Source organism: Paenibacillus haidiansis (assembly GCF_036553665.1).
GTDB classification, from domain to species: domain Bacteria; phylum Bacillota; class Bacilli; order Paenibacillales; family Paenibacillaceae; genus Fontibacillus; species Fontibacillus haidiansis.
Genome location: NZ_JAZHPZ010000001.1, coordinates 213,595 through 232,804 on the forward strand (window position 1 = coordinate 213,595; position 19,210 = coordinate 232,804).

General features: G+C 54.2%; 22 protein-coding genes and 1 riboswitch. Of the genes, 3 read left to right on the plus strand and 19 right to left on the minus strand.

Features of this window, described 5'->3' with window-relative positions:
• Positions 1–17 precede the first annotated feature (17 nt).
• The 9 genes from V3851_RS01025 to ribD all read right to left on the minus strand — a co-directional run bounded on the left by V3851_RS01025 (position 18) and on the right by ribD (position 7,975).
• A complete protein-coding gene (locus V3851_RS01025; protein ID WP_331844632.1) occupies positions 18–1,205 on the minus strand; it encodes a D-alanyl-D-alanine carboxypeptidase family protein in 1,188 nt (395 codons plus the stop codon).
• Positions 1,206–1,354: 149 nt separating this feature from the next.
• Positions 1,355–1,852, minus strand: a complete 498-nt coding sequence (gene ytfJ / locus V3851_RS01030) for a GerW family sporulation protein (RefSeq protein ID WP_331844633.1) — start codon at positions 1,850–1,852, stop codon at positions 1,355–1,357.
• A gap of 141 nt (positions 1,853–1,993) precedes the next feature.
• The gene (locus V3851_RS01035) at positions 1,994–2,686 is read right to left on the minus strand and encodes a DUF2953 domain-containing protein (RefSeq protein WP_331844634.1); all 693 of its coding nucleotides are present in this window, start codon (positions 2,684–2,686) and stop codon (positions 1,994–1,996) included.
• A 198-nt stretch (positions 2,687–2,884) separates the two neighbouring features.
• On the minus strand, positions 2,885–3,502 hold the full coding sequence (gene scpB, locus V3851_RS01040) for an SMC-Scp complex subunit ScpB (protein ID WP_331844635.1): 618 nt from the start codon (positions 3,500–3,502) through the stop codon (positions 2,885–2,887).
• Positions 3,471–4,295 (minus strand): segregation and condensation protein A, encoded by an 825-nt coding sequence (locus tag V3851_RS01045; protein ID WP_331845234.1) that lies wholly within the window; start codon positions 4,293–4,295, stop codon positions 3,471–3,473. The genes scpB and V3851_RS01045 overlap by 32 nt, the downstream gene beginning before the upstream one ends.
• A gap of 55 nt (positions 4,296–4,350) precedes the next feature.
• Positions 4,351–4,818 (minus strand): 6,7-dimethyl-8-ribityllumazine synthase, encoded by a 468-nt coding sequence (gene ribH, locus V3851_RS01050; protein WP_331844636.1) that lies wholly within the window; start codon positions 4,816–4,818, stop codon positions 4,351–4,353.
• 36 nt (positions 4,819–4,854) lie between these two features.
• Positions 4,855–6,093 carry a bifunctional 3,4-dihydroxy-2-butanone-4-phosphate synthase/GTP cyclohydrolase II gene (locus tag V3851_RS01055; protein ID WP_331844637.1) on the minus strand — a complete coding sequence of 413 codons (1,239 nt, stop codon included), beginning with the start codon at positions 6,091–6,093 and terminating at the stop codon, positions 4,855–4,857.
• A 45-nt stretch (positions 6,094–6,138) separates the two neighbouring features.
• Positions 6,139–6,825 carry a riboflavin synthase gene (ribE, locus tag V3851_RS01060; protein ID WP_331844638.1) on the minus strand — a complete coding sequence of 229 codons (687 nt, stop codon included), beginning with the start codon at positions 6,823–6,825 and terminating at the stop codon, positions 6,139–6,141.
• A gap of 16 nt (positions 6,826–6,841) precedes the next feature.
• A complete protein-coding gene (gene ribD, locus V3851_RS01065) occupies positions 6,842–7,975 on the minus strand; it encodes a bifunctional diaminohydroxyphosphoribosylaminopyrimidine deaminase/5-amino-6-(5-phosphoribosylamino)uracil reductase RibD (RefSeq protein WP_331844639.1) in 1,134 nt (377 codons plus the stop codon).
• Between the two features lie 277 nt (positions 7,976–8,252).
• A riboswitch (FMN riboswitch) is annotated at positions 8,253–8,430 on the minus strand.
• 180 nt (positions 8,431–8,610) lie between these two features.
• Here ribD and tlp point away from each other — a divergent pair.
• Complete coding sequence (gene tlp, locus V3851_RS01070) at positions 8,611–8,835, plus strand: small acid-soluble spore protein Tlp (RefSeq protein ID WP_331844640.1); 225 nt, start codon at positions 8,611–8,613, stop codon at positions 8,833–8,835.
• Positions 8,836–9,145: 310 nt separating this feature from the next.
• On the opposite strand, the gene V3851_RS01075 is transcribed toward tlp, so the two are convergent.
• The 6 genes from V3851_RS01075 to deoD form a co-directional block, all read right to left on the minus strand.
• Complete coding sequence (locus V3851_RS01075) at positions 9,146–9,580, minus strand: peptidylprolyl isomerase (protein ID WP_331844641.1); 435 nt, start codon at positions 9,578–9,580, stop codon at positions 9,146–9,148.
• 182 nt (positions 9,581–9,762) lie between these two features.
• On the minus strand, positions 9,763–11,094 hold the full coding sequence (lysA, locus tag V3851_RS01080; RefSeq protein ID WP_331844642.1) for a diaminopimelate decarboxylase: 1,332 nt from the start codon (positions 11,092–11,094) through the stop codon (positions 9,763–9,765).
• Positions 11,095–11,197: 103 nt separating this feature from the next.
• Positions 11,198–12,847, minus strand: a complete 1,650-nt coding sequence (locus V3851_RS01085; RefSeq protein ID WP_414859240.1) for a spore germination protein — start codon at positions 12,845–12,847, stop codon at positions 11,198–11,200.
• A gap of 27 nt (positions 12,848–12,874) precedes the next feature.
• Positions 12,875–13,300 (minus strand): stage V sporulation protein AB, encoded by a 426-nt coding sequence (locus V3851_RS01090; protein WP_331844643.1) that lies wholly within the window; start codon positions 13,298–13,300, stop codon positions 12,875–12,877.
• Entirely contained in the window at positions 13,297–13,944 is a 648-nt protein-coding gene (locus V3851_RS01095) for a stage V sporulation protein AA (RefSeq protein ID WP_331844644.1), read from the minus strand. The genes V3851_RS01090 and V3851_RS01095 overlap by 4 nt, the downstream gene beginning before the upstream one ends.
• 190 nt (positions 13,945–14,134) lie before the next feature.
• The gene (deoD, locus tag V3851_RS01100; protein ID WP_331844645.1) at positions 14,135–14,842 is read right to left on the minus strand and encodes a purine-nucleoside phosphorylase; all 708 of its coding nucleotides are present in this window, start codon (positions 14,840–14,842) and stop codon (positions 14,135–14,137) included.
• 157 nt (positions 14,843–14,999) lie between these two features.
• Between deoD and V3851_RS01105 the strand changes: the two genes are divergently transcribed.
• Together V3851_RS01105 and V3851_RS01110 are read left to right on the plus strand one after the other, a co-directional pair.
• Positions 15,000–15,605: a chromate transporter gene (locus V3851_RS01105; protein ID WP_331844646.1), complete on the plus strand. Its 606-nt coding sequence runs from the start codon at positions 15,000–15,002 to the stop codon at positions 15,603–15,605.
• The gene (locus V3851_RS01110) at positions 15,605–16,144 is read left to right on the plus strand and encodes a chromate transporter (RefSeq protein ID WP_331844647.1); all 540 of its coding nucleotides are present in this window, start codon (positions 15,605–15,607) and stop codon (positions 16,142–16,144) included. The genes V3851_RS01105 and V3851_RS01110 overlap by 1 nt, the downstream gene beginning before the upstream one ends.
• A gap of 137 nt (positions 16,145–16,281) precedes the next feature.
• Here V3851_RS01110 and sigF read toward each other — a convergent pair whose 3' ends face one another.
• The 4 genes from sigF to V3851_RS01130 all read right to left on the minus strand — a co-directional run bounded on the left by sigF (position 16,282) and on the right by V3851_RS01130 (position 19,131).
• The gene (gene sigF, locus V3851_RS01115; protein WP_331844648.1) at positions 16,282–17,037 is read right to left on the minus strand and encodes an RNA polymerase sporulation sigma factor SigF; all 756 of its coding nucleotides are present in this window, start codon (positions 17,035–17,037) and stop codon (positions 16,282–16,284) included.
• Positions 17,038–17,048: 11 nt separating this feature from the next.
• Positions 17,049–17,501 carry an anti-sigma F factor gene (gene spoIIAB / locus V3851_RS01120; RefSeq protein WP_331844649.1) on the minus strand — a complete coding sequence of 151 codons (453 nt, stop codon included), beginning with the start codon at positions 17,499–17,501 and terminating at the stop codon, positions 17,049–17,051.
• Complete coding sequence (gene spoIIAA, locus V3851_RS01125) at positions 17,498–17,851, minus strand: anti-sigma F factor antagonist (protein WP_331844650.1); 354 nt, start codon at positions 17,849–17,851, stop codon at positions 17,498–17,500. Before spoIIAA ends, spoIIAB begins: the two co-directional genes overlap by 4 nt.
• A gap of 89 nt (positions 17,852–17,940) precedes the next feature.
• Complete coding sequence (locus V3851_RS01130) at positions 17,941–19,131, minus strand: D-alanyl-D-alanine carboxypeptidase family protein (protein WP_331844651.1); 1,191 nt, start codon at positions 19,129–19,131, stop codon at positions 17,941–17,943.
• Positions 19,132–19,210: the final 79 nt, after the last annotated feature.

Genomic DNA, 19,210 nt, shown 5'->3' on the forward strand with positions numbered 1-19,210 from the left:
TTCAACTTGTTCTCTTGTCAGCCGGCAAACAGAAGCGCCCTAAACACATATGCCAGCGATCCCGGCCAGGTTCCCGGCCTGCGGAATGTTTGCGTCCCTGAAAGCGATGAGGCCGCATTCCCCAGGGTTTGCTTAGCGGGGCTTGGCCGGTCGCTGTCCTGTTCATATACAGGCACTTTGCCGATCTCTCTGCCCGCAAGCAATATCCGGATACTCCCGCGGTATCCGAAGGCTGCCGCTCCGCCGTTTTTCACCACCAGCCGGATCTCCACCCGATCCGCTTCCGTTTCCGAAAGCGGATAGCTGAAGGCGGTTCCGGCGGCAAGACCGTTCTGAACCGGCTGGCCGGCTTCGATCAGGGACTTCAGCGGAAAATTCGCGAATCCGTAATCGAGCAGCTTGCGGTGGTCGTTCCAATCATCGCCGTCATTGATCGTGACGGCGACGAGCTGCTGGCCGTTTCGGGTGGCCGAGCTGACGAGGCAGCGCCGGGCTATTTTCGTATAACCCGTCTTCACGCCGTCTGCCCCTTCGTAAAAGCGCAGCATTTTATTTTTGTTATCCCAGCGGTAATCCCAAGGATCGTAAGGATTCGGCGCTTTTCGCGTCGGAGTTCGCACGATTTCCTTGAACAGCGGATTATGAAGCGCATAAGCGGTTAGCTTGGCCAAATCGTTGGCGGACGAATAATGTCCTTTGGCATCCAGCCCATGGGGGTTCTGAAATTGGGTATGCGACAGGCCGATCAGCTTCGCCTTCTCGTTCATGAGGTGAACGAAACCTTGCTCCGAACCGCCTACATGCTCAGCAATCGCCGTCGCCGCATCGTTGCCGGACCTCAGCATCAGTCCGTAGAGCATATTTTCCAGGCTCATTTCCTCCCCGAGATGAAGATAGATGGAAGAGCCTTCTTTCCTGTAGGCGTTGTTGCCGACCTTGACGATTTGATCGGTTTTCCCGTGTTCGATGGCCACGATCGCGGTCATAATTTTCGTCAGGCTGGCGATGGGCAGTTCCTCGTCTCCATGGGAACTGTACAAAATTCTGCCCGAGGTAACGTCGATCAGCGCGGCCGCTTGAGCATGGGTTTCCGGCTCCTTCGGAGCCTCCTTTGCCTTTTCTTCCCCAAGGGCTCCCAATGGAAAAGACAACAGCAGGCAGATCGCCAGCAATCCGGCAGCCTGCATCTTGAGTGAAATTCTCATTCTTTATTCCTCCGACTCTCGCTAAGGCGATCTAGTATATACTATGCGGCGGACGGCGGGTGTATGTCCAAGTTCCGTCCCGCATGCTTAATCCCTTCCGATTCAAAAAAAGACCCCTCCCGGGATCCCGGAAAGGGAACGGCTGCTCGTTACGCGAAAGGATTGACGGTCGGCGGCGGGGTAACGCCCGTTGCCGGTTGATTCAACTGGCTTGCGGTCCCGGTCGCGGCTTGAACCTGAACACCGCTGCCGGCAGGGATCATGGATTGGATCTTGTCGACGACGATCGGAACCGCGTCGATGATCTTTTCCATCAGATGGGTTTGATTGTCGAGCGGCACGATATGGACTCCCTGCTTACCAACGACCAGGAAAGCGATCGGGTTAATGGAAACGCCGCCCCCGCTCCCGCCGCCGAACGGTCTTGCTTTGCCGTCTTCGCCGGAAGCGCCGTTTTTCTCGTGTTTCTCATCGATATTGAAGTCGCTGCCTCCAGCGGCAAAACCGAACCCGACGCGGCTGATCGGAAGGATCACGGAGCCGTCCGGCGTTTCGACCGGCTCGCCCACGATCGTATTGACATCGACCATGTCCTTGATGTTCTCCATCGCCGTCTTCATTAATCCCTGAATCGGATGTTCGACCATGTATAATTCCTCCTTTGTACGCTTGGTTCAAAAAATTATCTGTACTTTCTGTATTGTGCGCATTTTGGCGAGGAGTATGTATGGCGAAATATTATTAAAGTCGGCGAGTTCCCTGATCTTAATCGTTTTCATGCACCGCTTTTACTGCTTCTTAAATACGATATCCAGCCACTTTCTTACTCCGCCTTTTATTCTTAACACCCGGGTGACCAGAACCAGTCCCGCATATAAGGCATGTACCAGGCGCATTTCCGCAACGCAGGTCAGCTCCGTGGCAAATGACGGCGGGCTTCCGAAGACGGGAACAACAAACAGTTTCGGTCTTTGCAGCAGGGAGATATGGTAGGAGAGCCAGCCCACCAAAGTGGTTTTGACCGCCCAGAGCGCTCCGGCCAGCGTCGCGGTATGCGCCGCATCGTCCAGCGCCACATTTGTCGACCATTCCAAGCTGCGAAAATCGACCCGGCGCAGCGTCCGTTTCAGCCAGGCTTTCAGCCCGGCCGTGGCTTGAACCAGTTCGCGGAATTCTTCCGCCCAACGGTCCAAAATCTCCTTATTGATTTCCTGTTCACCAGCGGACGTATGTTTTTCGATAAGATTGTCGCTGCTTTCTTTCTCGACCCAAAGTCCCTCCTGCAAATTGCGCAGCCCGATCGCGGGAATCCGGTAATGAAAAGTTATCAGACCGAATAATAGCGTAACGTCAAGCAGAATCGTCTCATCCTTGTTCTCCTTCTTGGCCTTCAGATGAAACGTGATTTTGGAAAAAAGGATCGACAAAAGAACTAGCAGCAGCAACAGGATCAGGATGCTTCCTCCGAGCCAAATCCACACGGGAGTGCCCTCCATACCATTCAGATAACAAGCTTTTGATTAGTATGGCATGGTTTCCCATAAAAAATTCCAAATCAGATCAGTTTAGCCGTAAGAATCAGAATCGGATATACGGCAAAAAAAGCGCGGCAACGGGGTTTATCCGCTGCTCGCGCTTTCGAAAGTCTGCTAATGTTGCAGTATGTTGCAATTTGCACGTTATTCCTCCGGCCCCGCTTTTTCCACATCGTCAAAAGTGAGTTGCTGCTCTTCCAGCTTCTGAAACAGCAGATTCGTTTCCTCTTCGAGATTCTCCGCGTTTTCGAATTCTGCGAGATCCGGCAGATCCTTCAGACTGGCAAGTCCGAAATAGTCCAGGAACGCCTTGGTCGTTCCGTACAAAATCGGACGACCGATCGCCTCCGCCCGGCCGACCTCTTCAATCAGATCCTTGTTGACCAGCGTATGAATCGCCCGCTCCGCTTTAACCCCGCGGATTTCCTCCACTTCAACCCGGGTGATCGGCTGCCGGTACGCAATGATCGACAGCGTCTCAAGCGCGGCTTGCGACAAAGTGGAACGGGAAGGCGAATAAGCCAGTTTCTCGAAATAGGGCGCATGCTGCGGCAGCGTCGCAAGCTGATAGTTGCCGGCAATTTGCACGATTTGCAGCCCCCGGCCCGCCCTCTCGAAGGATTCCCTCATATCCTCCAGCGCGTCGGCAATCAGCTCCTGACGCTGTTCGGTTACCTCCGCCAGCTGCCTCGGGCTGATTCCCTCTTCTCCCGCCAGAAATAAGAGTCCCTCAATAATCGATTTCAAGTCCTGATAATTCATCTGCCTTGACTTCCCCTCTCCACTCCATAACAATATCATCGAACAATTTGTTCTGATAACATACGATTTGTTTCATTTTCATCAATTCCAGCACCGCCAGAAAGGTGGCGACGATTTCCTGCCTGTCCATCTCATGATGCAGCAGCTTGGAAAAAAGCATCCTGCCCCCCTTGCCCACGCTCTCCAGCGCGCCGACGATTTCCCGGATCCGGTCCTTGACCGATATTTCATCCCGGTGAATGCGGGCCACGGTATTCCGTTTAACCGCTTTGCGGATCGCCTTCTGAAACACCGCAATGAGATCGGCGGCATGCAGCCCCTTGACCGGATTCTCCTCAATCTGCGGCAAATACGGCGTCAAATCGTCGGGCTCCTTGGAAAAAATCAAACTCCGCTCCCATTCGCGTTCATGAAGATGCTCGGCGACGCCTTTATATTTGCGGTATTCGATCAACTGGCGGATGAGTTCCTCGCGCGGATCCACTTCCTCCTCCAGCATATAATCGAAATCATCGTCAAATTCGATGGCGGGCGGCTTGGGAAGCAACTGCTTGCTCTTGATCGACAGCAGCGTGGCCGCCATAACGAGAAACTCGCTGGTTACTTCGAGTTCCAGCTCCTGCATATTGTGCAAATATTCGAGATACTGGTCCGTAATTTCACTGATCGAAATTTGGTTAATGTCGATCTCCGCCTTGTCGATCAAATGCAGCAGAAGGTCCAGCGGTCCTTCGAAAGTTTCCAGCTTATATAATACTGTCGTCAATGAATATCCTCCACCCGTAGCATACATAGCTTTATAAAGAAAATGCAGTACCCGCAAAAAAGGGTACTACATTAAATAAGCACTATTTTAGCTGATTCGTCAAGTTCGCCATTTCAATCGCCGACATCGCGGCGTCGTATCCTTTATTGCCGGCTTTGGTTCCAGAGCGCTCGATCGCCTGCTCGATATTCTCGGTCGTTACAACGCCAAAAATCGTCGGAACGCCGGTTTTCAGCCCGATGGCCGCTACCCCTTTGGCCACTTCATTGCAAACGTAATCGTAATGCGAGGTGGAGCCGCGGATCACGGTGCCAAGCGTAATGACCGCGTCATAGTTCCCGCTCTCGGCCAGCCTCTGGGCGGCGAAGGGGATTTCGAACGCTCCCGGCACCCAAGCGACGCTGATCTCTTCGTCCTTGACGCCGTGGCGCTTCAAAGCGTCCAGCGCGCCGCCAAGCAGCTTGCTCGTAATAAATTCATTGAACCGGCCTACGACAATCGCGTATTTTAACCCGTTTGAGACCAAATTTCCTTCAAATACATTCATCATCTGATTTCTTCCTTTCGTGTTCCGATTGATTTTTTATTAAACCTCGGCCGACTCGTTCTGCTCCAGGTCGTCGAATTTCAGCAGATGGCCGAGCTTGGCCTGCTTGGTGTGCAAATATTTCGTATTGTCCTCGTTTTCCTTCATTTGCAGCGGTACGCGTTCGACAACTTCCAGGCCGTAGCCTTCCAAGCCTTTAATCTTGCGGGGATTGTTGGTCAAAAGCCGGATTTTGCGGACGCCAAGGTCCTTTAAAATCTGGGCGCCGATCCCGTAATCCCTGAGATCCGGGGGGAAGCCGAGCTGGAGGTTCGCGTCGACCGTATCGAAGCCCTGCTCCTGAAGCTTATACGCCTTCAATTTGTTGACGAGGCCGATGCCGCGTCCTTCCTGGCGCATATACAGCAGCACGCCCCGGCCTTCCTGCTCAATCTGCCGCAAAGCCGCTTCAAATTGCGGACCGCAATCGCAGCGGTGCGAATGAAACACATCCCCGGTGAGGCATTCCGAATGCACCCGCACCAACACCGGCTCATCTCCGGAGATTTCGCCTTTGACGAGGGCGACATGCTCCTTCGTATCCACATCGTTAGTATAAGCTACGGCCCGGAATACGCCGTAATCGGTCGGCATCCGGACCTCCACCTCCCGGTTGACGAGCTTTTCCTTCTCGTTGCGGTAATGGATCAGGTCCTTGATGCTGATCAGCTTGAGATCGAATTGTTCGGCGATCTCAACCAGATCGGGAAGCCGCGCCATCGTTCCGTCTTCCTTGATCACCTCACAGATGACGCCGGCCGGGTAGGCCCCGCACATCCGCGCCAGATCCACGGCGGCTTCTGTATGGCCCGCTCTCCGCAAAACGCCGCCCTTCTTGGCGATCAGCGGGAACATGTGGCCGGGACGGCGGAAATCGGCGGGCTTGGCCTCCGGATCGAGCAGCCCGCGAACGGTCAAAGAGCGCTCGTAGGCTGATATACCGGTCGTCGTATCCCGATGATCGATAGAGACGGTGAACGCCGTTCCGTGGTTATCGGTATTTTGCGCCACCATCGGCTGCAGCTCCAGCTCCTCGGCCCGCTCCTGCGTGATCGGAAGACACACGAGTCCGCGCCCCTGGGTAATCATGAAATTGATGACCTCCGGCGTGGCCTTTTCGGCCAGGGCGACGAAGTCTCCTTCGTTCTCGCGGTCCTCATCATCGACCACAATAATGACCTTGCCGCGCATCAGTTCATAAATCGCTTCCTCCACGCGGTCCAGTTGAATATCGCTCATCGTATTTCCCCCTTTTACATCAACATATCAATCCGTTATTTCCTTTTACGCAAAACCGTGCTTCGACAGGAACTCCATATCGATGCCGCCCGGTTTGTTCCCCGGCGCCGCTTGATCATGCTCCTGGCCGCCTCCGGCTTTTCCGTATTTCAGCAAATGCTCCACATACTTGCCCAAAATATCGCATTCGATATTTACCGTATCGCCCTGCCGTTTATAGGCGAGCACCGTTTCCGCCAGCGTATGGGGGATGATCGACACGGAAAACCGCCCCTCCCCCGCTTGCACCACGGTCAGGCTGATCCCGTCCACGGTAATCGAACCTTGGGGAATAATATATTTGAACAACCCCGGGTTGGCGGGAGCTATCTCAAAGACGACGGCGTTTTGATCCCGGGACGTGCTTACAATTGTTCCGGTTCCGTCCACATGCCCTTGTACGATATGCCCGCCGAACCGGCCGCCGGCCGCCATGGCCCGCTCCAGATTCACCTTGCTGCCCGGCTTCAAATCCTTCAAATTCGAATGCCGGTAGGTTTGCGGCATGACGTCGACGTGGAACGAAGTTCTGTCAAAGGAGGTGGCCGTAAGACAGACGCCGTTGATGGCAATGCTGTCCCCCAGCTGTAAACCTTCCGTAACCACACCGGCCGAAATGCCGAGCACCATCGCTTCTCCTTTGCGGCTGATCGACTTCATCGTGCCGATCTCCTCGATAAGTCCTGTAAACATTAAGCTTCACCCCCCATTATTCCGAGGTACTTTCATCCATACCTAAGCTTTCGGCCCAAACCGGCTTCCCCTTGATACAGATGTTGTCGCCGATTTGGCTCACTTCCAGCTCCGATAAAGAAACGGCGTCCCGCATTTTCTCGTATCCCTCGAATACAAAGCTTCCCGGAGCTTCCGGCCCGCCGATCAGCTTCGGAGCGACGAACATGACGAGCTCGTCAACCAGTTGTTCCTCTAGCAGAGACCCGTTCAACCGCCCGCCGCCTTCCACCAGCACGGAGGCGATTTCGCGCCGCCCGAGTTCTTTTAAAGCAAGCCTTAAGTCGACCTTCGGGCCCGGTCCGCAGGGAATCACTTCAATTCCGCGGCCGCTTATAACTTCCGCCTTAGTCTTATCCGCCGCCTCCGTCGTAAACAGCAGCGTCGGAGCAAGTCCGTCGGTCAGCACTTTGCTCGTCTCGGGGATCTTGAGCGTCGAATCGACGACGATCCGCACCGGCGATAGTCCGGGAACCGGAAGCCTTGTCGTCAATTGCGGATCGTCCGCAATGACCGTGCCGACGCCGACCATGATGCCCTGATGGCGATGACGCATCGTGTGGACAATACTCCGCGACGCTTCGTTCGAGATCCACTTGCTGTCTCCGGTTCGGGAAGCGATTTTGCCGTCCAGCGTGCTGGCGGTTTTGACTGTGATGTATGGAAGACCTGTCGTAATTAACTTGATGAACATTTTGTTCAGTTTAACGGCCCGGTCCCGCAGAACGCCGACTTCGACCTCGATGCCCCGGTCTCTTAGCATGGCGGTTCCCCGCCCGGCGACTTGCGGATTGGGATCCTCGCAGGCGATGACAACCCTGGCCACCTTCTCCCGGATCAACCGCTCTGCGCAGGGCGGGGTCAGCCCGTAATGGCTGCACGGCTCAAGCGTCACGTACACCGTGCTTCCTTCCGCGAGCGGCCCGGCCATATTGAGCGCGTGTACTTCCGCATGCGGCGTACCCCTTTTCAAATGCGTCCCCAGGCCGACGACCGCCCCGTCCCTTACCACCACCGCTCCGACCACCGGGTTGATCCCGGTTTGTCCCTGAGCGCGCTCCGCCATTTGCAGAGCCAGATCCATATAGTATTCGTCGTCGATCGCGTGCAATTTACTCCCTCCCAAAACGGTGACATTCATCCTAACGCAAAAAAACCCGCCGGAGCATTCCGGCAGGGTATCTGAGAGATATATACGCGAATAAGCAAAACCGGGACTACCTGAGTAATGTCATGCGAAAACACGATCACTCATGCAGTCAGTCATCCTCAAATATTCTCTCTACATCATAGCCGTCCACAGTCATAGCATGTGAAAAGAGTAACATAGTTGAGGCATCCGTTTTGTTGTCAAAACACACCCGTAGTTTGTACACGTGCGTGTCCCGCGTCTCCTTCTCCCATCCAGACTATACTGTCGGTCCCGGAATCTCACCGGCTCAGCCGCATGCAGCCATGTCTGCTGCAAACGGGTCACGGACTCGTGCTTGCCCGGTTTCCGTATTCGGATCACCCAAGCGAGCCATCACCGTCGGTAGGGAATTTCACCCAACCCCGAAGGAATGCATATTGAATTCATTGTTGCATGTTTGTTGCTTGCACCCCGAATGTTATCACTAACCCCTACAAAAATCAAGGACATTCCCCACGGCCTTCCCCGGAATAAAAATGCAGCCCCTGTGCGAAACTAACTTCGGAAGCGATTCAAACACCCAAAATCATATACGGCTCAGGAGGTATACATTCGTGGCAAAACCAGACGACCGCTCCGATAATGTGGAAAAACTTCAAAGCAGCATTCAAAATACGATCCGCAATTTCCGGGAAGGCGAAGATTATTTGAGTGAACATGCCGATGAAATCAGCGGAGAAGAGAAGCATCAAATCGAGCAAAAGAACGAAAAGCGCCTGGACGCGATCCGGGGCTTCCGTGAGGAAGTCAAGGACGAGGCGGCCAACCGCGAATCGTAAGCTCATTCATAGAGCACAAACAAGGCCGGGCAGCATGAACGAAACGTCCATCTGACCGGCCTTTTTGTGCTCTAACGGCTCGTGAATTAGAAATAAATGTAAACTCTACAGTTATTTCGGCTTCGAAAGCCGCATAGCGCAGATTAACTGGAAAAACTGCAGCTAATTCGGGGGTTATTGTTATTTCGAGTCAATTCCGTTCCAAATAACTGCAAGTTTTCCATCTATTTTGACACAAGAGTCCCTTTCCGCAAAAATAAATGGATGTTCTCCAGTTAATTCAATGCTTTGCCTTATCCGTTCTTGCGTCCTATTCGTCCCAAACGCTCACTTCTTGCATTTTGTCGCCGGGGCGGATTTGATCGACTAATTCCATGCCGGAAGTCACTTTGCCGAAAACGGTATGAACGCCGTTCAAATGCGGCTGCGGCTCGTATACGATGAAGAACTGGCTGCCGCCCGTATCCTTGCCCGCATGCGCCATGGACAATACGCCGCGCTCATGCTTGGTAACATTGGTATCCGTTTCGCATTTGATCGTGTACCCCGGCCCGCCGGTTCCGTTGCCGATCGGGCAGCCGCCTTGGGCGACAAAGCCCGGAATGACGCGGTGGAATGTCAGCCCGTTATAAAAGCCGGAGTTGGCCAATTTCTCAAAGTTGGCTACCGTTCCCGGCGCTTCTTCGGGCAGGAATTGAATCTCCACTACTCCGCCTTTTTCCAATACGATTTTCCCTTTTTTCATATAGGTCACTTCCTTCTTCGATATCATCCTTATTGCTTCGAGACAAACCTATTCCAGTTTACTATGAAATGCCTTCGGTAGCAAAATAATCAGTTCAAAAAGGCGGCATCTTCGGGACCAAGGTTTAACCTTCGTTCCAAAAGATGCCGCCAATCGCCGCTTTAACGTACAGCCTTATTGCCTTATTTATAAGACGGCTGCTTCGCGATCCGCTCCGGAATGACGTCGCATGCCGTAATGTCCTGAAGCGTCTCGCGCTTCACCACGAGGTCGCTTTGCCCGTTTTGGACAAACACGACCGCCGGACGGCGAATCCGGTTGTAATTGCTGGCCATGGCATAGTTGTATGCTCCCGTGCAGGACACGGCAAGCAGGTCGCCGGAGTTCACCTTCGGCAGTTCCAGATCCCAGATCAGCATATCGCCGCTCTCGCAGCATTTGCCCGCGATCGATACCGTTTCTTCGGCCGCGTCCAGCGCGCGGTTCGCCAGCATGCCTTCATATTTGGATTCGTACAGGGCCGGACGCGGATTGTCCGTCATCCCGCCGTCGACGGCAACGTATTTGCGCACGCCGGGAATATTCTTGCTCGTGCCGACCGTGTACAGCGTGGTGCCGGCGTCCCCGACAATGCTGCGGCCCGGTTCGACCCAAATTTCCGGAAGCTGCGGATAGGCGCCGGCGAAGGATGATTTCACCGCGTCCGTAATCGCCTTCACGTACTCCGAAACCTGCAGCGGCGCATCCTCCGCCGTATAGCGGATGCCGAAGCCGCCGCCCAGATTGATCACCTTGAAGATCACATTCAGCTTCTCCTTCACCTGCAGGGAGAAGGCCGCAACCCGCTCCACCGCCATCTGGAAGCCTTCGACCTCGAAGATTTGCGAGCCGATATGGGAATGCAGGCCGAGCAGACGCAGGTTCAAGCTTTGGGACGCTTGCTCCACCGCCTCGAAGGCTGAACCGTTGCCGATATCGAAGCCGAATTTCGAATCCGTCTGGCCCGTGGAAATATATTCATGCGTATGGGCTTCCACGCCCGGAGTCACGCGCAGCAGGATGTTGACCGTCGCGCCTTTCTCGGCGGCCAGAGCTTGCAGCATGGCCAATTCGACGAAATTGTCAACGACGAAACAGCCGATATTGGCTTCGATCGCCATCTCCAATTCTTCAGGTGTCTTGTTGTTCCCGTGAAAATGGATTCGCTGTGCAGGAAAGCCTGCTTCAAGAGCCGTATACAATTCCCCTTCCGAAACGACGTCGAGAGAAAGGCCCTCTTCTTCGGCCAGTCGGCACATCGCCATTACGCAGAACGCCTTGCTGGCGTAGGCCACCTGAAAAGGCAATCCCGACGCCCGAAACGCTTCCATATATTCACGGCATCTTTGCCGGATAAGTGCTTCATCCATGATATACAGCGGGGTTCCGTAAGTTTGTTTCAATTCGATCGTGTCGCATCCGCCGATCTCAAGATGTCCTTTAGGATTGATTTTGCTGGTACCGTGTAAATACATCTATACAGTCCTCCACTTTCAATTTTTCACCAGTATATCAAACAACCAGAGAACTGAAAAATGGATTTTTCAGAATAACATTTGTGTTTTTTACAGGACATGCTTAATTGCGCTCGCCCTGCGGCATTCGCGTATTGTCTCTCGTCTTGTTAAAGGACGGTCTCTGCTTGGAGGTCATCACCGGTACGCGGAACAATATCCCGGCCATCGCCTTTGCATTAAACGGTATAAACGGCCACATGTATGAGGAGTTATACGAACGCTGCAGGCAGAGAAAAATGATGAACGCCGTAATTCCCCCGACCAGCCCCGGGACGCCGAAAATCGCCACCAGGACCAGCATGACCAATCTGGCCACTCGGTTCGCCAAACCGAGCTCATAGCTCGGAGTCGCAAACATCCCGATCGCGGCAACCGCCATATACAGCACGACTTCATTGACGAACAGCCCGGTCTTTACCGCGATATCGCCGACCAGAATCGCCGCGATCAAACCCATCGCAGATGCGAGTGGAGTCGGGGTGTGTACCGCCGCCATGCGCATCAAATCGACGCCGAATTCGATGAACAGAAACTGGGCGATAATCGGGATTTTCGCATTTTTTTCCGGGCCGATAAAATCAAGTGCCGCCGGTTTCAACTCCGGATGGACTACTAGCAGCATCCAGAGCGGGAGCAGAAACAGGGAAGCGAAAATGCCGAGAAAACGAATCCACCGCAAATAGGTTCCCATGAACGGAGTCTGCCGGTTTTCTTCCGCATGCTGGCATAGATCGAAGAAAGTGGTCGGCAAAATCATCACGCTGGGCGAAGTATCGACGAAAAGGACGACTCGCCCCTCCATGAGATGGGAGGCTACCGTATCGGGCCGTTCGGAATACCGGACAAGCGGGTAAGGATTCCAATTCCCCTTGATAATGGCCTCCTCAAGCTGTTTATCGGCCAGCGGAATTCCGTCCAGCTCCACGCCCTTGATCTTTTCGCGTACGGCGTCGACTAGTACTTTATCCGCGATATCGTCGATATAGGCGATGCACACATCGGTCTGGGAGCGCCGTCCTACTTTCATCGACTCGAATTTCACACCCGGATCGCGCAAACGGCGGCGGACGAGGGTCACATTAGTGAGCAGCGTTTCAGTGAAACCGTCCCGCGCTCCCCGAACGACCCGCTCCAGCGAAGGCTCCTCCGGGCTGCGGACCGGATAGTTGCGGGTATCCATGAGGATGGCCGTCTGCTCGCCCTCGATAAAGAACGCGCTCATGCCAATTAATACATTATTCACTACGGAGCTGAGATGTTCCGTTTTTTCCACCTGGATATGGGGGATGTACAATGCAAAAAAAGATTCCAACGCTCCGTCCGTCAAATCGTCCGGTGTCAGATAAGTCAATCGCTTGAGAATTTCCTGCAAAATCGTGTCTTTGGCAAACCCGTTGATAAAGAACAACCCGGTTCGCTTCCCGCCAAAGGTCATTTCCCGAAATACGACGTCAAAGCCCTGCCCGAGTCCGACCACTTCCTCCAGCGTGCTTTTGGTCGTATCGAGACTGGTACTGATATTGTCATTCTTCTGCCAATACCGGATCGATTCCTTGACCGAATCGGACCGTTCCGTTTCTACTTTACGGCGCCGCGCTTCCGCCTGCTGCTCCTGATCCTCCCAGGAAAACTCGCCTGCGGCCGGCATAAAATCCGGAGCCTCTCCCGAATGGTCCTCCGTTCCTGTTCCGCCCTGGTCATGACTCATCATCTCTTTGGGAACCTCCCTCGGTATTTATTAATGTCTGTACACAAACCAATCAAAGAACGAGCCGGCAACCTTCCCGAACACCATGGCAAGGAGAAGCCCGAACAGAAGCTGTTGCATATGCAATCTCTTGGCCAAAATCGGCAGCACATTCAATATTTCCGTGAGCGCCGCCGCCAGCATGCCGACGAACACCCCGTTGAGCAGACCGACGAATCCGGTCCCGATCCAGGGGCCCGGAATATTCCAGTTCCAGAAATCCGCCACCGTCCCGAGAAAAGAGCCGCTGATCATCGCCCCCTCATACCAGTGGACTTTATCGTAGGATCTTGTTACCTGAGCCAATCGCGGAATCATATCTAGCACGATATAGAGTGCGATCACTCCGCCGCCGACCGCAACGCCCCCCGCCAGACCCAGGAATACGGATAACAGCACATACAGAGCGGGGCTCAAGGATCGTTCTCCTTGGGGTTGGTTTTGGAGTGCGCCAATTTCTCGTATTCCTCGGCCACGACATACTGATTCATGTTTTCCTGGTACAGGTACATTTCAACTTCCAGCGGGGTGGGTTCCTCATTCCATTTTTTCTTGAACAAATGATTAAAAAAGACGATCATCCCGAGTCCGATCCCTACGGAATAAGCCGCTTGAAACAAATAAGGATGCTCATCCCGCTTGCCGGTGAGCATTTCGACGATACGGATCTGGACCTCCGGCATGCTGACATCGGCATGAAAATTCATGATCGTCAAGGCCGCGCCGAAAAACAGCAAAAGCCAGGCGATTATAAACAGGATAATCGAAGGTTTTTTCTCTTCGGAAACCATTTCGACGAGCACATGCGGCTCTCCCAGCGTCTCTACCCGCTGCCCCGGAAACCGCCGCTGAATGCAGGCGATCACCTGCAGCATATCGATGACAATCCGATTGCCGTCGCTGTATTCCGGCCGATCCATAACCAGCTCCAGAAGCTCGGGCTCCATCTCCGGGTCGCCCAGCACCCGGGCGATATCCCCGAGCCGGACGGGGGCTCCCAGCGGGAGTCTCGCTTGCTTGCGCAAGCGCACATAAACCGGAGGGCCTGCACCCTTATCCATCAATGACACCCCTTTACTGCCGTATTGCCCATAGTATGCCAAGGCAGACTTGTCTTTACTCCCCCGAAACAATCCGATCAAGCTGGTTGACAATACAAAAAAGGCCGGACGAAAGGGAAATTCAGCCCCCTTTGTCCGGCCTTTGGAAGACGAACCGCAATCGATTCGAATTGCCGATTTACCGATTTAGTTATAGGGTAACGACCGTATCCAGCGCCACTTCCATCATCTGATTAAAAGTGGTTTGCCGTTCTTCGGCGGTCGTCTCCTCGCCCGTCAGCAGATGATCGCTCACCGTAAGAATGGTCAGCGCATTCACACCGTATTTGGCCGCCAGCGTATAAAGCGCGGTCGTCTCCATTTCCACCCCGAGCACGCCGTATTTCATCAGCAATTGGGTAACGGACGTGTCGTCACGATAGAACATGTCCGAACTGAAAATATTGCCGACATGCGGCTTCAGGCCCTTTTCGACGGCGCGGTCGTAAGCTGCCTTGAGCAGCGGGAAGCTGGCGATCGGGGCATAATCGAATCCGCTGAACACATGGCGGTTCATGGACGAATCGGTGCAAGCCGCCTGGGCCAAAATGACGTCGCGCACATGGACGTGCTCCTGCATACCGCCGCAGGTGCCGACGCGGACCAGATTTTTGACGCCGTATTCCGAGATCAGCTCATTCACGTAAATCGAAATGGACGGGATTCCCATCCCGCTGCCCTGCACGGAAATTCTTTTCCCCCGGTAAGTTCCCGTAAATCCGAGCATGCCCCGGACCTCGTTATAACAAACGACGTCTTCCAAATAAGTTTCGGCGATAAATTTGGCCCGCAGCGGATCGCCCGGCAAAAGGATGCTTTCGGCGATGTCGCCGGGTTTGGCGGCGATATGTACACTCATGATCAAAAATCTCCTTACATTCAATTTTTTTAGAATAGCATGCCCCTTTATTATATAGGATTTACTCATCAATCGTATAGAACCGGGGATAACCGGCCGTTGACATAAGCTTATCTCTCTTGTTGAATAATGACAGTATTGAAAAAGGAGGGGCCGCATGAAACCGCTGCAAAAGGACTACATAGAATTGGGCGCATCGATGGCAAGAACGGGCGTACTCGGCTACGGCGGCGGTCCGTCGGTGATTCCGCTGATCCGTCATGACGCCGTTATCCGCTATAAATGGCTGAGCGATGAAGAATTCGCGGAAATTCTCGCACTGGCCAACGCCTTGCCCGGGCCCATCGCCACCAAAATGGCCGCTTACCTCGGATATCGGCGCAAAGGGGCATGGGGTGCGATGTTCGCTGTACTCATGCATATTTTGCCGAGCACCCTGGCCATGATCCTGCTGCTGTCCGCCGTGTCTGTTTTGGCCGGATCGCGCTTCGTCATGGGCATGATCGCCGGCGTATCGCCCGTCATCGCCGTCATGCTCGGCGTCATGGCCTATGAATTCGCGAAAAAAGGAGTCAAAGGGCTTGGCATCGTCGCAAGCATCCTGTTCATGCTGCTGGCCTTCGTACTGCTTGAAGTTCTTCACGTTCATCCGGCCCTTGTCATCGTACTGTTTCTCGCCTATGGCGCGGTTCATTATCGGGCGGTGGCGAAACTTACGCGGAGGCGTGAAAAGGATGGGAAGCGGGAAGGGGGAAATTCGTAATGGATTGGCTGAATCTGCTGCTCGGCTTCCTGATCGCCAATTTGCTCGGCTATGGCGGAGGGCCTTCCTCCATCCCGCTGATGTACGAGGAGATCGTCCCGCATTACCGCTGGTTGACTGATAGCGAATTTTCCAGCATGCTGGCGCTGGCCAACGCTCTCCCGGGTCCGATTTCGACAAAGATAGCGGCTTATGTCGGCTACGGGGTTATGGGTTGGGCCGGCGTCCTGCTGGCACTCGCGGCCACCGTGCTGCCTTCTGCCGTCGGGCTGATTTTGCTGCTCCGCCTGCTTCACAAGTATCGTCAGTCGAAGGTGGTTAAGGGGATGACCTTGATGGTACAGCCCGTCGTCGCCGTCATGATGGTCACTTTGACCTGGCAGATGGCCGAGGAGCCGATGGCTTCCATCGGCATCTGGCAAACGCTTGGCATCGCCGCCGTCGCTTTCTGGGCGATGGAGCGCCGCAAAATCCACCCCGCACTCGTCATTTTGGCCGCATTCGCTTACGGCGGACTCGTGCTTCGCTATTACGTGTAGCCGGCGTGGCGGCCGGCAATCACTTGAAAAACAGCATCCCCTCCAAGCAATCGACAAACGTCCTAAACGCCCGTTTTTTGCTTGAAGGGGATGCTGTCATACGAACGATGAATCGGCACTCCAAAGTCTATCGCCCGCTACTGCGCGATCTGGTCGCGGATATTTTGCAGGATTTTCTTCTCCAAGCGCGATACCTGGACCTGGGAGATCCCCAGCCGGGTAGCCACTTCGGATTGGGTCTGATCGCGATAATACCGCAGGTAGACGATGAGCCGCTCCCGTTCGGACAAACCGTCGATCGCCTCATGGAGCGCGAGCTTGTCAAACCAGCGTTCCTGGGATTCGTCGGCGATTTGGTCCATCAGCGTGATCGGATCGCCGTCATTTTCAAATACGGTCTCATGAATGGAAGCCGGCGGCTTGTTCGCTTCCTGGGCGAAAACGACGTCTTCCGGCGTCACCCCCAGCTCCTCGGCCACTTCCTTCACCGTCGGCAGGCGGTTCAGCAGCTTTGACAGTTCATCCTTCTTTTTACGCACCCTGTTTGCCATTTCCTTGAGCGAGCGGCTCACTTTGAGCGTTCCGTCGTCGCGCAGGAAGCGCTGGATTTCTCCGATAATCATCGGAACGGCGTAAGTCGAAAATTTCACGTCATAGCTGAGGTCAAACTTGTCGACCGATTTCAAAAGACCGATGCAGCCGATCTGAAACAGATCCTCCGGCTCGTAACCCCGGTTCATAAACCGCTGTACGACCGACCAGACCAGCCGGATGTTGCAATTGACCAGCCGGTCTCTGGCCGCGGTGTCTCCGTTTTGACTGAGCGCGATCAACCGCTTTACTTCCGAGTCGTCCAAATACTCTCTCGAGGCTTGCTTCACTTCGGCATCCATATCTCCAACCCCTAATTGTACAAAGCTTTCTTCGATACAATCCTCTTCTTCATCCGAATGAAAGTGCCTTTGCCCATCTCGCTGGTTACATCGAATTCATCCATAAAATTTTCCATGATCGTAAATCCCATTCCCGACCGTTCCAGCTCGGGCTTGGACGTGTACAGCGGCTGCTTGGCCAGTTCCACATCCTCGATGCCGCGTCCTTTGTCCTCAATGGTGAGGGTTACCGTGTCGCCTTCAATGGCGCAGGCGATCGAAATGACGCCCTCCGGGTCTCCGTCATATCCGTGAATGATGGAATTGGTAACCGCTTCGGAGACCACGGTCTTGAGGTCGGTAATTTCATCCATCGTCGGATCGAGCTGAGCCACAAAGGCGGCGACGGTCACGCGGGCGAACGACTCGTTCTCGGATTTGGCGGCGAACTGCAGGCTCATGAAATTGCGGTCATTCCCGTTCATAACGCAACCTCCAATTCCGAAAGAGCGGCGCTCTCGTTCTCATAGACGGACATGATTTTGAACAAGCCCGACATCTCCAACAGCCGGTACACCGGCGGATTTACGCCGCATACGACCATACGCCCGCCTTTTTGCTTAATCAGCTTGTATCTGCCCAAAATAACCCCGATCCCCGAGCTGTCCATAAATTGCAGCGATTCCAGACTGAGCACGAGGTGGCGCAGGCCGTCCTTGGCGATTTCTTCATCCAGCGAAAGCCGCAACCCATCCGCCGTGTGATGATCCAGTTCCCCGATCAAACGAACGATCAGCGTATCCCGGTGTCTCTTCATTTCCACTTGCAAATTCACGTCTGTTCACTCTCCTCCCTGACATGAACACAACAATTCTACAGGCGGTCCCGGGATTCCTTCCGGGTGACAAAACTAGAAGAAAACCGCTACGAATCTACAAAAAACAAGCGGGAAGCCGTGCGTTTGAACATCGTCCACCAGCCGGCTTTCTTAACCGTCTGTGCCGCTTTAAGCTCAAATTCGCTCAGCACTTTGCCGTCCTCGTACACGACCAGCTTGCCGATGATTTGCCCCTTCTCCACCGGAGCGGCCAGCTTTTCAGGAACTTCGAGCTTCTGCGTGATCGCCCCGGGCTTGGTCCCCTTTTTGACTAGCACGCTCATCGTTTTGGAAGCCGCCAATTCAAGCTGCGCCGCCTCGCCTTTTTGCACCTTCACTTTGCCGATCACTTCCCCGGCTTTGTAAATCGGGTGCAGCGCGTATTGGGAAAAGGCGTAATCGAACATGGCCGAAACCTCGCTGTTGCGCGTTTTCGTGTTCGGTTCGCCGAGCACCACGGCGATCAGCCGCAGCCCGTCGCGCTTGGCGGTAGCGGCCAGACAAAATTTCGCCTCCGAGGTGTAGCCTGTTTTTAAGCCGTCGGCGCCGCTATAAAACCGCACCAGCTTGTTCGTGTTGACCAACCAGAACGGCTTCTCCGTATTTTTGCGCAAGTAATCCTGGTAGGAGCCGGTGTACTTCGTAATCCCATCGTATTTCAGCAACTCTCGGCTCATCAAAGCGATATCGTAGGCGGACGAATAATGATTGTCGACCGGCAGGCCGTTGCAATTGGAAAAGTGAGTGTCTTTCATGCCCAGCTCGGCGGCCTTTTCATTCATCATCTTGACGAACGCTTGCTCCGTGCCGCCGATCTTTTCGGCCAACGCCACGGATGCGTCGTTGCCCGACGCCATCGCCACCCCTTTGAGCAGGTCGTCGACGGTCATCTCTTCACCAGGCTCGAGGAAAATCTGCGAACCGCCCATCGAGGAAGCATGCTCGCTCGCCGTTACTTTGTCCGTCAGCTTGAGCCTGCCCTGATCGATCGCCTCCATCGTCAACAGCATCGTCATTACCTTGGTGATGCTGGCGGGAGGCAGCTTTTCATGACTTTTCTTCTCGTAGATGACCGTCCCCGTGTCCGCATCGATCAGCACGGCCGAAACGGCATTCCCCGCGAGCGCCGCTTCGTCACCGGCTGCATGCGGTCCGCCGTGGTTGGCGGAGCTGACGGCAGGCCAGAGCGGCAGAGCTATAACCAGCGTGGTCAATCCGATCAATAACCCCTTTTTCAAGCCTAAAATCCCCCTTTAACCAAAATCATGATTCTGCTAACCTAGTATGGACGAATCTCTGTAAAAATATTCCTAGTCG

Excerpts from the sequence above, each read along its gene's own strand:
- V3851_RS01025 (WP_331844632.1), bottom strand. The coding sequence starts at position 1,205 with ATGAGAATTTCACTCAAGATGCAGGCTGCCGGATTGCTGGCGATCTGC.
- ytfJ (WP_331844633.1), bottom strand. The coding sequence starts at position 1,852 with ATGGTCGAACATCCGATTCAGGGATTAATGAAGACGGCGATGGAGAAC.
- scpB (WP_331844635.1), bottom strand. The coding sequence starts at position 3,502 with ATGAATTATCAGGACTTGAAATCGATTATTGAGGGACTCTTATTTCTG.
- V3851_RS01045 (WP_331845234.1), bottom strand. The coding sequence starts at position 4,295 with ATGTATGCTACGGGTGGAGGATATTCATTGACGACAGTATTATATAAG.
- ribH (WP_331844636.1), bottom strand. The coding sequence starts at position 4,818 with ATGATGAATGTATTTGAAGGAAATTTGGTCTCAAACGGGTTAAAATAC.
- V3851_RS01055 (WP_331844637.1), bottom strand. The coding sequence starts at position 6,093 with ATGAGCGATATTCAACTGGACCGCGTGGAGGAAGCGATTTATGAACTG.
- ribE (WP_331844638.1), bottom strand. The coding sequence starts at position 6,825 with ATGTTTACAGGACTTATCGAGGAGATCGGCACGATGAAGTCGATCAGC.
- V3851_RS01075 (WP_331844641.1), bottom strand. The coding sequence starts at position 9,580 with ATGAAAAAAGGGAAAATCGTATTGGAAAAAGGCGGAGTAGTGGAGATT.
- lysA (WP_331844642.1), bottom strand. The coding sequence starts at position 11,094 with ATGTATTTACACGGTACCAGCAAAATCAATCCTAAAGGACATCTTGAG.
- V3851_RS01085 (WP_414859240.1), bottom strand. The coding sequence starts at position 12,847 with ATGATGAGTCATGACCAGGGCGGAACAGGAACGGAGGACCATTCGGGA.
- V3851_RS01095 (WP_331844644.1), bottom strand. The coding sequence starts at position 13,944 with ATGGATAAGGGTGCAGGCCCTCCGGTTTATGTGCGCTTGCGCAAGCAA.
- deoD (WP_331844645.1), bottom strand. The coding sequence starts at position 14,842 with ATGAGTGTACATATCGCCGCCAAACCCGGCGACATCGCCGAAAGCATC.
- V3851_RS01105 (WP_331844646.1), top strand. The coding sequence starts at position 15,000 with ATGAAACCGCTGCAAAAGGACTACATAGAATTGGGCGCATCGATGGCA.
- V3851_RS01110 (WP_331844647.1), top strand. The coding sequence starts at position 15,605 with ATGGATTGGCTGAATCTGCTGCTCGGCTTCCTGATCGCCAATTTGCTC.
- sigF (WP_331844648.1), bottom strand. The coding sequence starts at position 17,037 with ATGGATGCCGAAGTGAAGCAAGCCTCGAGAGAGTATTTGGACGACTCG.
- spoIIAB (WP_331844649.1), bottom strand. The coding sequence starts at position 17,501 with ATGAACGGGAATGACCGCAATTTCATGAGCCTGCAGTTCGCCGCCAAA.